At 70.4% G+C, this 14633-nt stretch carries 14 protein-coding genes; 8 read left to right on the top strand and 6 right to left on the bottom strand.

Annotated features, from left to right (window positions below; all coding sequences use genetic code 11):
* A partial coding sequence (locus OUY22_RS30825) for a GntR family transcriptional regulator (RefSeq protein WP_270158741.1) occupies positions 1 to 361 on the top strand: 361 nt, incomplete at its 5' end.
* On the opposite strand, the gene OUY22_RS30820 is transcribed toward OUY22_RS30825, so the two are convergent.
* Positions 318 to 2705, bottom strand: a complete 2388-nt coding sequence (locus OUY22_RS30820; RefSeq protein WP_270158740.1) for a GcvT family protein — start codon at positions 2703 to 2705, stop codon at positions 318 to 320. The two genes, OUY22_RS30825 and OUY22_RS30820, sit on opposite strands and share 44 nt — an antisense overlap.
* A gap of 69 nt (positions 2706 to 2774) precedes the next feature.
* On the opposite strand from OUY22_RS30820, the gene OUY22_RS30815 reads away from it, so the two are divergent.
* The 4 genes from OUY22_RS30815 to OUY22_RS30800 all read left to right on the top strand — a co-directional run bounded on the left by OUY22_RS30815 (position 2775) and on the right by OUY22_RS30800 (position 5748).
* Positions 2775 to 3677 (top strand): choline/ethanolamine kinase family protein, encoded by a 903-nt coding sequence (locus tag OUY22_RS30815; protein WP_270158738.1) that lies wholly within the window; start codon positions 2775 to 2777, stop codon positions 3675 to 3677.
* Between the two features lie 4 nt (positions 3678 to 3681).
* Positions 3682 to 4278 carry a DUF4126 domain-containing protein gene (locus OUY22_RS30810; protein ID WP_270158737.1) on the top strand — a complete coding sequence of 199 codons (597 nt, stop codon included), beginning with the start codon at positions 3682 to 3684 and terminating at the stop codon, positions 4276 to 4278.
* Between the two features lie 228 nt (positions 4279 to 4506).
* Entirely contained in the window at positions 4507 to 5112 is a 606-nt protein-coding gene (locus tag OUY22_RS30805) for a hypothetical protein (RefSeq protein WP_270158736.1), read from the top strand.
* A 57-nt stretch (positions 5113 to 5169) separates the two neighbouring features.
* Entirely contained in the window at positions 5170 to 5748 is a 579-nt protein-coding gene (locus OUY22_RS30800; protein WP_270158735.1) for a Uma2 family endonuclease, read from the top strand.
* 10 nt (positions 5749 to 5758) lie between these two features.
* On the opposite strand, the gene OUY22_RS30795 is transcribed toward OUY22_RS30800, so the two are convergent.
* The 5 genes from OUY22_RS30795 to OUY22_RS30775 all read right to left on the bottom strand — a co-directional run bounded on the left by OUY22_RS30795 (position 5759) and on the right by OUY22_RS30775 (position 10909).
* A complete protein-coding gene (locus OUY22_RS30795) occupies positions 5759 to 6241 on the bottom strand; it encodes a hypothetical protein (RefSeq protein WP_270158734.1) in 483 nt (160 codons plus the stop codon).
* A gap of 510 nt (positions 6242 to 6751) precedes the next feature.
* Entirely contained in the window at positions 6752 to 8860 is a 2109-nt protein-coding gene (gene uvrB, locus OUY22_RS30790; protein ID WP_270158733.1) for an excinuclease ABC subunit UvrB, read from the bottom strand.
* A gap of 35 nt (positions 8861 to 8895) precedes the next feature.
* On the bottom strand, positions 8896 to 9129 hold the full coding sequence (locus tag OUY22_RS30785) for a helix-turn-helix transcriptional regulator (RefSeq protein WP_270158732.1): 234 nt from the start codon (positions 9127 to 9129) through the stop codon (positions 8896 to 8898).
* A 14-nt stretch (positions 9130 to 9143) separates the two neighbouring features.
* Positions 9144 to 9998, bottom strand: a complete 855-nt coding sequence (locus OUY22_RS30780) for an ABC transporter permease (RefSeq protein ID WP_270158731.1) — start codon at positions 9996 to 9998, stop codon at positions 9144 to 9146.
* Complete coding sequence (locus tag OUY22_RS30775; RefSeq protein ID WP_270158730.1) at positions 9995 to 10909, bottom strand: ABC transporter ATP-binding protein; 915 nt, start codon at positions 10907 to 10909, stop codon at positions 9995 to 9997. The genes OUY22_RS30780 and OUY22_RS30775 overlap by 4 nt, the downstream gene beginning before the upstream one ends.
* Positions 10910 to 11052: 143 nt before the next feature.
* Here OUY22_RS30775 and OUY22_RS30770 point away from each other — a divergent pair, with 143 nt between their 5' ends.
* The 3 genes from OUY22_RS30770 to OUY22_RS30760 form a co-directional block, all read left to right on the top strand.
* Entirely contained in the window at positions 11053 to 12627 is a 1575-nt protein-coding gene (locus OUY22_RS30770; protein WP_270158729.1) for an SPFH domain-containing protein, read from the top strand.
* The gene (locus tag OUY22_RS30765) at positions 12624 to 13862 is read left to right on the top strand and encodes an SPFH domain-containing protein (RefSeq protein ID WP_270158728.1); all 1239 of its coding nucleotides are present in this window, start codon (positions 12624 to 12626) and stop codon (positions 13860 to 13862) included. Before OUY22_RS30770 ends, OUY22_RS30765 begins: the two co-directional genes overlap by 4 nt.
* Before the next feature lie 13 nt (positions 13863 to 13875).
* The coding region (locus OUY22_RS30760) for a sporulation protein (protein WP_270158727.1) at positions 13876 to 14633 on the top strand (758 nt) is incomplete at its 3' end.

The raw sequence follows: 14633 nt of genomic DNA, 5'->3' as shown, positions 1-14633 counted from the left end.
GGTGCGCTCGGCGGGCCGCTCGCCGGTCGCGCTGGAGCGCTCGTTCTTCCCCGAGCTGCCCGGTTTCCTGGAGGAGGACCTGTCGGGTTCGCTGTACGCGCTGCTGGCCGAGCGCTACGACCTGGCGCCGCGCACCGCGCTGGAGCATCTCGACCCGGTGATCGCGACCCCGGAGGAGGCGGCGGAGCTCGGCATCGAGCCGGGCGCGCCGCTCATGCGGATCGAGCGCACCGCCTACGCCGGCGACGGCACCCCGGTCGAGCACGCCCACGACCTGTTCCGGCCCGACCGGGTGCGGATCTCGGTACGGTCCGGGGTCAGCGCACCCGCTCCCCCGCCGGATCCCACAGCGGCTCCTTGACCACGGTGCCGGGCACCCACGTGCCCTCCACCTCGATCTCGACCTTGGTGCCCGGCTCGGCCTCCAGGTAGGCGTAGGCGATGGAGGACCCGACGGTGTAGCCGTAGCCGCCGGAGGTGACGCGGGCGGCCACCTCGCCGTCGACCCGCACCGGCTCGTTGCCGAGCGCCACGGCGCGCGGGTCGCCGAGCGTGACGCAGCGCAGCCGGCGCGACGGCCGCGGGTCGAGGGCCTCCCTGCCGAGGAACTCCTTGTCCATCTTGACGCAGAATCCCAGCCCGGCCTCGTACGGCGTCGTCTCGGGGCCGATGTCGGCGCCCCACACGCGGTAGCCCTTCTCCAGGCGGAGGCTGTCGATGGCCTTGTAGCCGCAGGCCCGCAGGCCGTGCGGCTCGCCCGCCCGCCACAGCGTCTCCCACAGCGCGAGCCCGTACTCGCTGGAGCAGTAGAGCTCCCAGCCCAGCTCGCCGACGAACGTCACCCGCAGCGCCAGCACCGGCACGTCGCCCACGGTCAGCTCGCGGGAGCTCATGAACGGGAAGTCCAGCGGGCCGGGGGTGAGCGCGCCGAGGATGTCGCGGGCGCGCGGCCCCCACAGCGCGAAGCAGGCGTACTGCCCGGTCACGTCGGCGATCCGCACGTCGGCGCCGCGCAGCCGGGCCTGCTTGCGCAGCCAGCCGAGGTCGTGCGAGCCGAACGCGGTGCCGGTGACGACCAGGAACTCCCGCTCGCCGCGCCGGGTGACGGTGAAGTCGCACTCGATGCCGCCGCGCCGGTTGAGCGCCTGGGTGTAGGTGATCGCGCCGACCGCGCGGGCGACCCGGTTGTCGCAGACCCATTCCAGCAGGTCGGCGGCGTCCGGCCCGGTCACCTCGATCTTGGCGAACGAGCTCTCGTCGAACAGCCCTGCGGCCTCGCGGGTGGCCCGGTGCTCGGCTCCGACTGCGGGCGACCAGTTGCGCCCGGCCCACCCTCGCGGCCGCTCGTCCGGCCCGTCCCGCTCGTCCGTGCCGGCCCCGTAGTGGTTGACCCGCTCCCAGCCGGACTTCTCGCCGAACACCGCGCCGTGCTCGCGGTGCCAGGAGTACGCGGGTGAGAGCCGCAGCGGCCGGCCCGCCCGCCGCTCGTCGCCGGGGTAGCGGATGTCGTAGTACGTCTCGTAGTTCTCCACCGCGCGGGCGAGCGTGTAGGACGGCGAGCGGTACGGGGCGCCGAACCGGCGGATGTCCATGTGCCACAGGTCCATGGACGGCTCACCCTCGACGATCCACTCGGCCATCACCTTGCCGATGCCGCCCGCGCCCGCGATGCCGTGCGCGCAGAACCCGGCCGCCACGTAGAACCCGCCGACCTCGGTCTCGCCCAGGCAGAACTCGTTGTCCGGGGTGAACGCCTCCGGCCCGTTGATCAGCTTGCGGACGCCCACGTCGGCCATGGCCGGCACCCTGACCCGGGAGTTGTCGAAGATCTCCTCCAGCCTCGGCCAGTCCTCGGGCAGCAGCCTGCCGTTGAAGTCCGCGGGGATCGCGTCGTAGGAGGCGGCCGTGGCCGTCCAGGGGGCGCAGTCGCGCTCGTACCCGCCCATGACCAGCCCGCTGACCTCCTGCCGGTAGTAGACGAGCAGGTCGGGGTCGCGCAGCGTGGGCAGGTTCCGGTGCTCGTGGAAGCCGTCGGTGACCACGTACTGGTGGGACATCGGCACGATCGGCACGCGCACGCCGGCCATCCGGCCGATCTCGGCGGCGAACATGCCGCCGCAGTTGACGACGATCTCGCAGTCGAGGTCGCCCTGGTCGGTGCGCACCCCGCGCACGCGCCCGTCCCTGACGTCCAGGCCGATCACCCTGGTCCGGGTACGGACGCGCGCCCCGCCCCGCCTGGCCCCGGCCGCCAGCGCGTAGCACAGCCGGGAAGGGTCGATCTGGCCGTCGGTGGGCAGGTAGGCGGCGCCGACCACGCCCTCGGTGCTCATCAGCGGGAACAGTTCGGCCGCCTCGGCGACGGAGATCTCCTCCAGCGGCAGGCCGAACGTGCGCGCCCAGCCGATCTGGCGGCGGATCTCGGCCATGCGCTCGGGGGTGGAGGCCAGCTTGATGCCGCCGCATTCGGTCCAGCCCGCGTCGAGGGTCCGGTAGAGCTCGACGGAGTACTGGTTCATCCTGGTCAGCGTCGGGTCGGCGCGCAGCTGACCGACCAGGCCGGCCGAGTGGAAGGTGGAGCCGCTGGTGAGCTCGTCGCGGTCGAGCAGGACCACGTCCCGCTCGCCGAGCAGGGTCAGGTGGTAGGCGACGGAGGCGCCGCCGACGCCACCTCCGATGATCACGATGCGGGCGGAGTCGCTCATGCGGCGAGGCTAACCTTCGCCGAACCAAAAGGTCTAGACCGTTTAGGAGACGTCGGCTTAGCATCGACCATGGCCGTGCTCGAGCTCATCGACCGCATCCCCCTGCTGTCCGGCATGCCCCGCTCCGTCGAGGAACTGCCCGGCGGGATGACCAACCGCAACTTCAAGGTGACCACCGACGGCGGCGCGTACGTGGTGCGGGTGTTCGGCAGCGAGGGCTCGCTGCTGCACATCGACAGGGACGCCGAGCACCTGGCGACGCTGGCCGCCGCCGAGGCCGGGGTCGGCGCGCCGGTCCACGCCTACCTGCCGGGCGAGGGGCTGGTGGTGGGGTTCATCCCGGGCCGCACCTTCACCGAGGCCGACGTGCGCGACCCGGCGAACCTGCCCCGGGTGGCAGAGGTGTGCCGGCGGCTGCACGCGGGCCCGCGCTTCCCCCGCGACTTCGACATGTTCGACGTGCAGCGGCGCTATCTGGCGGTGGTGCGGGAGCGCGGGTTCCGGCTGCCGGCCCGCTACCTGGACTTCATGCCGCTCGTAGCCCAGATCCAGAAAAGTCTGCAAGTGCGGCGGGAAGCGACGGTGCCGTGCAACAACGACCTGCTGGCCGGCAACATCATCGACGACGGCCGCCGTCTGTGGCTGATCGACTACGAGTACGCCGGCAACAACGACCCCTGCTTCGAGCTGGGCAACCTGTGCAGCGAGTCCGGCCTGTCACCCGACCAGCTGGAGGAGTTGGTGACCGCCTACTACGGCCGCCGCCTGCGCCACAAGATCGCGCGCGCCCGGCTGCTGGGTCTGATGGCCAAGTACGGCTGGACCCTGTGGGCGTCCATCCAGGACGGCGCGAACGAGTCGCTCGACTTCGACTTCTGGTCGTGGGGGATGGAGAAGTACGAGCGCGCCGTCGCCGAGTTCACCGGCCCCGGGCTCTCGGCCCTCATGGACGAGGCCGCCCGGGCAGACTAGAGCCATGTTCGCGACTCTGACCGGTCTCGGCCTGTCCACCGCCGCCGGGCTCAACGCCTATATCCCGCTACTGGTCGTGGGCGTGCTCGCCAACTTCACCGACGCGGTGAAATTACCCGACGGCTACGCCTGGCTGTCCCACTGGGGCGTGCTCGCAGTGATCGCGGTCCTCCTGGCCGCCGAGTTCGTGCTCGACAAGATCCCGGCCGTGGACACGGTGAACGACCTGATCCAGACAGCGGTCCGGCCGGCGTCCGGCGGCGTGGTGTTCAGCGCCACCGCCGCGGCCGCCGAGCTCGACAGCTCGACCTGGATGGCGGAGAACCCCTGGCTGGGCTGGGTGCTCGGCGTCGTCATGGCACTCGCCGTCCACCTGCTCAAGACCACCGCCCGGCCGGTGGTCAACGCCACCACGGCCGGCGCCGGCGCCCCGGTGGCCAGCGTCGCCGAGGACGGCGGCGCCCTCGGCCTGAGCCTGGTGGCGGTCTTCGCGCCTGTCCTGGTGATCGTCGCCCTGATCCTCCTGGCCGTGCTCGCCTGGTGGGTGATCAAAAAGGTCCGCCGACGTCGCGCCCGCCGCCGGGCCGGCCTTGACCGGTAGCGGGACGGCGGCCGCCCGTCAACACCCGCCAGGCGGACGCGTCCCCCTTCCCCCGTTCCGTACCGTCGGACCGGCGTCCGCCCTCAGGGCGGGCCCGACCCCATGCGGGCGCACTGAGGCCCCCGACCCGCGCCCGCATGACGAAGGCCCGGCAGCATTCACCCCGCTGCCGGGCCTCTCACACCGCCGCCGGGGCACTATCCTCGAAACAAGAGCCCCACACAGGAGGTGTCCCCGATCGGCGAGTTCCTCATGATCGTGCTGGTCATCCTGGCGTTCCTGCTGCTGATCGCCGGGGTCGGCGTCTACCTGCTGGTCAAGGTCGGCAAGAAGGCCGCGGTCAAGGCGAGAGAGGCCACCACCCGGCTGACCACGCACGTCAACGCCATGGGCACCGGCGACGCCGCCGAGGTCGAGCGCCTCCGCCTCGACCTGCGCCGCGAGGTCTCGCTGACCCGCCAGGCGGTCGAGCAGGCCCAGCGCCAGGGCTGGGGCCTCGGCGACCTGCCCCGCCTCCTGGCCGACCTGACGGCCCAGGCCGACGTGCACGACGGCCAGCTCGGCATGTACGCCCAGCAGGCCCGCGTCTCCCCCTACATCGACCACGTCACCCTCGGCCGGCTGCGCGAGCACCAGGCCAAGCTGACGGCCATGTGCGCCCGCATCCGCGCCGACCTCCTCAGCGACCAGGTCCAGCACTCGGCCACCGGCCTCGATGACCTGAGCACCCGCACCGACCTGGAGATCGAGGCCCGCCGCCCGGCCCCCGACCCCCTCCAGGAGATCGACGACCTCTACCGCAAGACCATGCAGGAGCGCAGAGAGCAGCACTGACACCACCCACTGTGGCATCATGATTGCGCAGGGTCACATCTCCGAGGAGGCGTCGTCATGACCTCAGCCTTTCCGGAATGGTTCTACCCCGGCCCTCCGGGCGGCTGGACCGCCGACATGCTCGATCACCTCCCCCCCGACGCGCCCCCGCACGTCGAACTGATCGATGGCGGGCTCATCATGATGTCGCCCCAGACGATGTTCCACATGCTCGTTCTCAGGCTGCTGGAAAGGGAGCTCCGCCCTCCCGAGCACCTCGTCGTCATCCGGGAGATGAGCGTGACGCTGGGCCTGCGCCAGCGCCCCGAGCCGGACATCATGCTGGTGAAGGCCGCCGCCGCCCAGCAGTTCGGCATCACCACCTTCAAGCCGGCAGACGTCCATCTGGTGGTCGAGGTGGTCTCCGAGGAGTCCCGCGACCGAGACCGCACCACGAAGCCGAGCAAGTACGCGAGCGCGGGTATCCAACACTTCTGGCGCATCGAGCTGGAGGACGACCGCCCCGTCGCCTACACCTTCGAGCTGGAGCCCTCCGTCAAGGCCTATTCGCCGACCGGCATCCATCGCGGCCGGCTGCGCACCGACATCGGCTTCCCCGTCGACCTCGATCTCGACCTGGACAAGGTCAGGCGCTGAGGCGGCCCCGCTAGCTCCACTCGTGGTAGATGAAGGCCGCGTACTCCTCCGCCGATCCACCCTTGGTGAGGATGGCCCGGGCCGCCTGCGCCTGTTCGACGGTCGGCAGATGTCCTTCCAGCAGGATCGGCAGCGACAACCGCCGCGCCAGCAGCTCTTTCGCCGAGATCCCGTACGGCCGCCGCACCACCGACACGTTCACCCGCAGCGCATGTTCGTTCCCCGGCACCACCCCCGGCCGATCCACCTCGACCGCCGCGTACCGGTAACCATGCGCCCGATCACACGCGGCGCACCCGGCGGGCCCCCGGCTGAGCGCTCCCCCGCACTCCCCGCAGACCAACCGGTCATAGGCGGCATCAACGACCCGCCAGAGATGCCGGTCGAGCTCGTCGATCACCAGCTCGGCGACCTCCCGCTCCTCCTTCGCGGACAGCGCCCCGAACTCCCGCCGGACGAACGCCCTCCACCCCTCCTCGACCACCTCATCCACCACCCGAGCACACTGCCCGCACCCCGGCGCCCCGCCCGGCTCCCACACCCCACATCCCCCACACCGCCGCATACCCGGCAAGGTATCTGACCGTAGCCCCCGCCGCTCCGCCGGACGCCCCCCGACAGGCACTCAGCACGCATAAGCCTCCACGAACACCCACACGACCTCGAAGGAAGGAACGCGCCAACCGCGGACGAGCCGAAGCAGAGCTTCAGCAACGGCGAAACCCAGCCGTGAAGACGGCAACCGGCGCTACGGCACGAGCCGGACGAGCGGAGAGGGACAAGCGGAGGTGGGCGGGCGACCCGGCCGAGTTAAGACCGTGCCAGGTACCCCCGCGCCCGGCCCACGCCGAAGGCGAAGATCACCAGACCCCGGGCAATCGCGCGAGGCCGGGTCGCCCGCCCACCGCAGCGGCACTAGACGGCCGCCCACCGCAGCGACACAAAGGCCGGAAAGGCCGCCAGAAGCACCGCAAAGACCGAAAAGCCCCACAGGGGCCAAAAGTCAGCGAACCCCGGCTTCGCGCATGTCCCGAAGCTCCCGCTTGAGCTCCTTGATCTCGTCACGAAGCCGAGCCGCCACCTCGAACTGCAGGTCGGCAGCCGCCTGATGCATCTGCTCGGTCAACGAGTCGATCAACGACTCCATCTGCGCCCGAGGCATCTCCCCCGCGATCGCCTTGGCGTGCTGCCCCGCCTTGGCCCCCGTGAACCCCGGCACCGGCGCCTTGCCCCGGGACTGGGACCGCCCGCCGCCCATGAGCTGCCAGGTGTCGGCGTCCTCCCGCTGGAGGGAGTCGAGAATGTCGGCGATCTTCTTACGCAGAGGCTGCGGATCGATCCCCTTGGCCTTGTTGTAGGCGACCTGCTTGGCCCGCCGCCGGTTGGTCTCGTCGATGGCCCGCTCCATCGACGGCGTGACCTTGTCGGCGTACATGTGGACCTGTCCGGACACGTTACGCGCCGCGCGCCCGATCGTCTGGATGAGGGACGTCTCGGACCGCAGGAAGCCCTCCTTGTCGGCGTCGAGGATGGCGACCAGCGACACCTCGGGCAGGTCGAGCCCCTCACGCAGCAGGTTGATGCCGACGAGCACGTCGAACTCGCCGGTGCGCAGCTCCCGCAGCAGCTCGATGCGGCGCAGCGTGTCGACCTCGCTGTGCAGGTAGCGGACCCGGATGCCGAGCTCCAGCAGGTAGTCGGTGAGGTCCTCGGCCATCTTCTTGGTCAGCGTGGTCACGAGCACCCGCTCGTCACGCTCGGCCCGCTCGCGGATCTCGTGGACGAGGTCGTCGATCTGCCCCTTGGTCGGCTTGACCACGACCTCGGGGTCGACCAGTCCGGTGGGCCGGATGACCTGCTCGACGACGTCGCCCTTGACCCGGCCCAGCTCGTAGGGCCCGGGGGTGGCGGACAGGTAGACGGTCTGCCCGATCCGCTCCAGGAACTCCTCCCACTTCAGCGGCCGGTTGTCGAGCGCGGACGGCAGCCGGAAGCCGTGGTCGACGAGGGTGCGCTTGCGGGAGGCGTCGCCTTCGTACATGGCGCCGATCTGCGGGACGGTCTGGTGGGACTCGTCGAGCACCAGCAGGAAGTCCTCGGGGAAGTAGTCGAGCAGCGTGTTGGGCGCGCTGCCGGCCTCGCGGCCGTCCATGTGCCGCGAGTAGTTCTCGATGCCGGAGCAGGTGCCGATCTGGCGCATCATCTCGATGTCGTAGGTGGTGCGCATGCGCAGCCGCTGCGCCTCCAGCAGCTTGCCCTGCCGCTCCAGCTCGGCGAGCCGGTCGGCCAGCTCGGCCTCGATGCCGGCGACGGCGGCGGACATCCGCTCCTCGCCCGCCACGTAGTGGGAGGCGGGGAAGATGTAGAGCTCCTCGTCCTCGGTGATGACCTCGCCGGTGAGCGGGTGCATGGTCGACAGCTTCTCGATCTCGTCACCGAACATCTCGATGCGGACGGCGAGCTCTTCGTACTTGGGGATGATCTCGATGGTGTCGCCGCGCACCCGGAAGGTGCCCCGGGTGAAGGCGACGTCGTTGCGGGTGTACTGCATGTCGACGAGGCGGCGCAGCAGCCGGTCGCGGTCGATGTCCATGCCGACGCGGAGCCGGGCCATCCGGTCGACGTACTCCTGCGGCGTGCCGAGGCCGTAGATGCACGACACCGAGGCGACCACGACGGTGTCGCGGCGGGTGAGCAGCGAGTTGGTCGCCGAGTGGCGCAGCCGCTCGACCTCGTCGTTGATCGAGGAGTCCTTCTCGATGTAGGTGTCGCTCTGCGGGACGTACGCCTCGGGCTGGTAGTAGTCGTAGTAGGAGACGAAGTACTCGACCGCGTTGTTGGGCAGCATCTCGCGCAGCTCGTTGGCGAACTGGGCGGCGAGCGTCTTGTTGGGCTGCATGACCAGGGCCGGCCGCTGCAGGCGCTCGATCAGCCACGCGATGGTGGCGGTCTTGCCGGTGCCGGTGGCGCCGAGCAGCACGCTGTCCTTCACCCCGGCCTTGACGCGGCGCTCCAGCTCGGCGATGGCCGTCGGCTGGTCGCCCGAGGGAGTCATCTCGGTGACGACCTCGAACGGCGCCACCTTCCGCTGCAAATCTGTGACCGGACGCATACTGCCCACTGTAGGCGCAGCCACCGACAGAACCGTCAGGCCGATCGCTCGCCGATCCGCGGGAACGGCGTGGTGGAGAAGACCACCTCGACGGGCACGCCGAAGTGGTCTGCGATGCGCAGCGCCAGGTAGAGGCTGGGGCTGTACTCACCCCGCTCCAGGTAGCCGATCGTCTGGTAGTGGACGCCCAGCGCGTCGGCGAGCTGCCTGCGGGTGACGCCGCGCTCGGCGCGCAGGAGCGCGATGCGGTTGTAGACGGTCTCGCTCATCGTCGCCCATCTTCTCAGCCGATCCGCTGCGACGCCCGTTCGCGCCGCGCCTGCATGAGGGATCCGGTCTCGCGCCTGGCCATCCGCCGCAGGATCGGCGGTGCGAGCAGCAGCCCGGCGACGGACCAGGCGAGCAGTACGGCGAGGGTCTGCCAGGGCCGCCAGGACCCGGTCAGCTCGGCGGCCGCGGCCGCGTCGGGCAGCAGCGCCGAGCGCATGCCGAGGCCCAGCCAGTAGACCGGGAACGCCTGTCCGACGACCTGGAGCCAGCCGGCCAGCGCGGTGATGGGGTAGAAGATGCCGGAGACGGCGGCGACGCCGCCGAAGGTGAGCATGGACAGGCCGGTGGCGGCCTGAGGGCTCCTGGCGAACGAGCCGATGACGGCGCCCCACGGCAGTGTGGCCGTGAGCCCGAGCACCGTGACCCAGCCGATGGTGAGCCAGCCGCCGAGCCCGACGCCGGCGAGCTCCGGCACCAGGAACAGCCCGGCGGCGAGGACCAGGACCACACCGCAGATCGCGGCCAGTGACAGCGAGACGACGCAGCCGACGAGGTAGCTGAGCATGCCCTGCGGCAGCGCCTTGGCACGCAGCAGGGTGCCGTCCTCGCGTTCGACGGACAGCCGTCCGACCGCTCCGATCACCCCGTTGAAGGCCAGGCTCAGGCCGAGCAGGCCGGGCAGGGTGGCCGCGGCCAGGGACAGCTCCAGCCCGGGCACGGTCGAGCCGCGCTGGAAGTACAGCGTCAGGACCAACGCACCGGTGGTGATGATCGTGAACAGGAGGTCCTGGGCGTTGGTGACGGTCTGCCGGAACTCGATCCACCCTCTGGACAGCCCGATGCGGGCCGCGAACAGCGACGGGTTCATCCTTCCTCCCTCTTGACGATCGCCATGTAGGCGTCCTCCAGCGTCGCCCGGCGCACCTCCAGGTCGCCGATCTCGTCGCCGTGCTGTTCGAACAGGCCGCGGACGAAGGCGGAGGCGTCCCTGGTGGTGTGCACGAAGTGCTCGCCGCCGCGGCTCCACCGGATCTGGGCGTCGCGGGAGACCTGGCGGGCCAGGCTGTCGGGGCTGCCGTCGGCGGCGATTCTGCCGCCGGCCAGGACGAGGATGCGGTCGGCGAGCTTGTCCGCCTCGTCGAGATCGTGCGTGGTGAGCAGGATCGTGGTGTCGTCGAGGTCGGACAGCCGATGGACCAGGTCGTGGAAGTCGCGGCGGGCCTGCGGGTCGAATCCCGCGGTGGGCTCGTCCAGGAAGAGCACCTCCGGCCGGCCCACGATGCCGATGGCGACGTCGAGGCGGCGCCGCTGACCGCCGGAGAGCCGGCTGAGCCGCTTGGCGGCGTGCGGGGTGAGGCCGACGGCCTCCAGCAGCTCGTCCACCGCGAACGGCGGACGGCCGGCGGCGGCATAGGGGACGTAGTGGCGGCCGAAGTGTTCGAGCAGCTGTCGCACCCGCCACTTGCCGTGGTCGCGCCAGGACTGCAGGACGACGCCGAGCCTCGCCCGCCAGCGCTCGTCGCCCGAGGACGGCTCGGTCCCGAGGACCCGTACGTGACCGCCAGAGGGCACGCGGAAGCCTTCGAGGATCTCGATGGTGGTGGTCTTGCCCGCGCCGTTGGGCCCGAGCAGGGCGACGACCTCGCCGCGGGAGACGCTGAAGTCGACCCCGCGCAGCACCTCGTTGGTCCCGTAGCTCATCCGCAGGCCGGAGAGCTCGATGGCGGCGGACGCCTTCATCACATTGAGGTCACCGTCCAGCTCCCTGGTGGCGCTCATCGATCCCCCTTTGTAGTAGGTGTACTACATTGATAGCACACCTACTATCTAACGCCATAGATGTACGACAGAACAATGCAAGCGGATAGTAAGTCGCACCCGATACGGTCTGAATTCGCCTGTAGCGGACAAAGGAAGGTGCGATGTCACGACCCAGAGAGGCCCTCAGACAGGCGGGCCAGGGCATAGCGCAAGCGGTCGCCCAAGGAGGAAACATCCGTCAAGCCGCCGGCCAGGCGATGGGCCAGGCCGCGCAGCAGTACGGTCAGTACGCCGGCCAGGGACAGGTCCAGGGGTTCGCGCTCAACCCCCACGACTTCGCCGCGGCCCGTGACGGGGGCGCCTCCGTCGGCACTCTGATCGAGGCCCGCACCGCGTCGCTCAACGAGGCCGGCGAGATCGTCAACCGCAGCTTCGCCGAGAACGGCATGCACGTCATCTCGCCCGTGGTGATCCCCAAGGGAGGCACCGCCAAGGTCATCGTGCCGCTGATCATCCTGGTGGTGCTCGGCCTGATCGGCGCGCTCGGCAACGTCATCCCCAACACCGACCTGTTCTTCGGGCCCCACTACTGGGTGGTCCTGGTGCTGGCCGCGGCGTTCCTGTGGTGGCGGCGCAGCGTGGTGATGGTGCCCGAGGGCTGCAAGGCGCTGATCACCCAGTTCGGCAAGCTGGTGCACATCGCCGAGCCGGGCCGGGTGACGCTGTTCAACCCGTGGAAGCGGGTCAGCTACATCGTCAACACCACCCGCGAGTACCCCTTCAACGCGCCCATCAGCGAGGCCCCGACCCAGCAGGGCGTCAAGGCGAGCGTCGACCTGTTCCTGCAGTTCAGGATCGAGAACCCGGCCGAGTTCATCTTCGTGCTGGGCTCGGTGAGCGGCTTCCAGTCCAAGCTGCAGAACGCCATCAGCGAGGTCACCCGTTCCCTCATCTACGCCCAGCGCGCGGAGGACATCTACGACCTGGTCGGCGAGAGCACGGTCGGCATGCTCGACAGCCTCAACCAGCAGTTCCTGCCGGCGGTGCGGCTCACCGACGTGAACATCACCCACGCCGAGCCCTCCAGCCAGGAGTACCGCATGGACCTGGCCGCCCCCGAGATGGTCCGGGTGGCCAAGGAGGCCTACACCTACGAGTACGAGCTGAACCTGCGCAAGGAGCAGAACGAGGGCGACCTGGTCAAGGAGCTCGCCGGGCTGCAGGAGACGCTGAGCGCCATCCAGGCCGAGATCGCCGGCTACCAGGCGCGCATGGACACCGCGCTGGAGCGGGCCACCCACCAGGCCACCGCGCAGGCCAGGCAGCGCCTGGTCGAGGCGGAGTCCGAGGCCAAGGCCAACTCGGCGCTGCTGGAGGCGCAGGCGCTGGACATCCGGGCGCTGAGCGCGGCCGAGGCGCCGGAGATCCTCGACTACCGCTTCCAGCAGGACCTGCTGGACAAGCTGGAGTCGGTCGCCAACCGGCTGCCGCAGGTGGTGCACGTCGGCGAGCAGAGCGACATCGACTTCCTGGAGCTGGCGCGGAGCCTGGTCGGCGGCAAGGAGGCGGCGCTGTTCACGGCCGAGGACATGGCCGCCATCCGCGACCGGCTGCATCAGATCGGCACCCGCGTGTCCGGCCGCGAGGCGGAGATCAACGCGCTGCTGAAGAGGGTGGCCGACGAGGTCCAGGAAGCGCCTGAGCCGGAGATCACGAGGGGGGTCGAGATCCGATGAGCCGCGAGTTCTCGAAGATCAAGGAGTCGCTGGCGTCCTGGTCGGAGATCCGCCAGCTGCTGCGCGGCGGCGAGCAGGGCCAGCTCGTGCCCGTCGTCATCCCCAAGGACCGGCGCGGCTTCACCTGGATGACCCTGATCTTCCTGGCCGTCTACTTCGCCGGCATGGCCGTGCTGACGGACTTCACCGTCCCGGCCGCGCTGGTCGCGCTGTTCTTCCTGGTCGTCGCGCTGCTCACGATGTGGCGGCGAGCGATCATCGAGATCGAGGAGGGCACCACCGGGGTGCGCAGCCGCTGGGGCGCCATCATCTCCACGCTGCCGCCCGGCCGGCACTACCTGTGGCTGCCCTGGGACCGGGTGGACGCGGTCGTCGACACCTCGACCGAGATCCCGTACTCGGCGCCGATCGTGGCCTGCCCCACGGCGGAGAACGTGCCGCTGAAGTCGATCGAGTTCTTCCTGAAGTTCCGCATCGTGGACCCGGTGGCGTTCGTCCGCACGATCGGCGCGGGCAACTTCGACCTGGTGCTGTCCAGCGCCGTGCAGGACGCCATCCGGCAGCGCAGCCGCAAGGTGCAGACCGAGCGGGCCTACGACCTGCGCGGCTCGGACGTGGGCGACATGCAGGACGCGCTCAACCGCCAGCTCGGCCGCTACGGGGTGCGCGTCACCGGCGCCAACATCCCCGACGTCCAGCTCCCGGACCAGTACCAGCAGCATCTGTCCACCCGCGAGAAGGTGGCCAAGGAGCTCCAGGCGTACGAGCGCGAGTGGGAGCTGACGCGCAAGCGCCGCATCGACACCCTGCTCATGGAGATCGAGCGCGCCAAGAAGACCCGCGACGCCCGCGTGGTCGAGGTCAAGGCCGCGCACAACACCGCGCGCAAGGACGTCGCCCGGATGCTGGAGGAGCAGGAGACCGAGGCGCAGCGGGTGCGCTGGGAGATCGAGGCCCGCGGCCGCGCCGAGCTGACCGCCGCCGAGAACGAGGCCAAGGCGCTGCGGCGGCTGGCCGAGTCCTACCGCGACAACCGGGCCGTGCTCCAGTACGAGCTGGCCCGCAAGCGCCTCGACGTGGGCGCCACGCTCGCGGAGAAGGCCCCGCAGCCGCTGGTGGTCCGCACCCAGCAGGGCGGCGGCGACTCCGCGCTCTCCACGCTGCTGCTGGCGCAGCTGCTCCCCCAGATCTCGGCCAACGGCAAGCGTCCCGTGGCCCCACCCCCGAACGCATAGGAAAGAGAACCTCATGGTGTTTCGCAAGCTGATGGCCGCGTTCGGCGCGGGCGTCGAAGTGGACACGGTCCTGTCGAACGCGAGCGTGCGCCCCGGCGAGCTGCTGCGCGGGGTGGTCCACTTCCGGGGCGGCGGCTCCGACTACAAGGTGGAGGCCATCACCGTCGACCTGACGGCCGTGGTGGAGGTCGAGTCCGGCGACAGCGAGTACAAGACGACCTACAGCTTCCTGCGCCAGCAGGTGTCCGGCCCGCTGCACCTGGCCTCCGGGGCCGAGCACCAGCTGCCGTTCGAGATCCCGGTGCCGTGGGAGACGCCGATCAGCGCGATCGGCGGCCACCCGCTGCACGGCATGCGGCTCGGCGTGCACACCGAGCTGGCGCTCGCCGGCGCGCTCGACAAGGGCGACCTGGACCCGCTGTTCGTCAACCCGCTGCCGGCCCAGGAGTACGTGATCAACGCGCTGGACCGGCTGGGCTTCCGGTTCAAGAAGGCCGACCTGGAGAAGGGCACCCTGTACGGGTCGACGATGCCGTTCTTCCAGGAGATCGAGTACTACGCGGGCGGCCCCTGGCGGAGCCACTTCACCGAGCTGGAGCTGACCTTCATCGCCGGGCCCCGGCACATGGACGTCATCCTGGAGGCCGACCAGCGCGACGGCTTCCTGCGGGCCGGCCAGGACACCTTCAACCGCTTCACCGTCCGCTACGACGACAACCCGGCGGGCGTCGACCAGGCGCTCCAGCGCGGCCTGGAGTCGATGGCGCGTCG

The organism is Nonomuraea corallina (assembly GCF_027620315.1).
Lineage (GTDB): Bacteria > Actinomycetota > Actinomycetes > Streptosporangiales > Streptosporangiaceae > Nonomuraea > Nonomuraea corallina.
The sequence above is the reverse complement of the archived record's forward strand: the minus strand, read 5'-3'. Positions and strand labels throughout refer to the sequence as shown.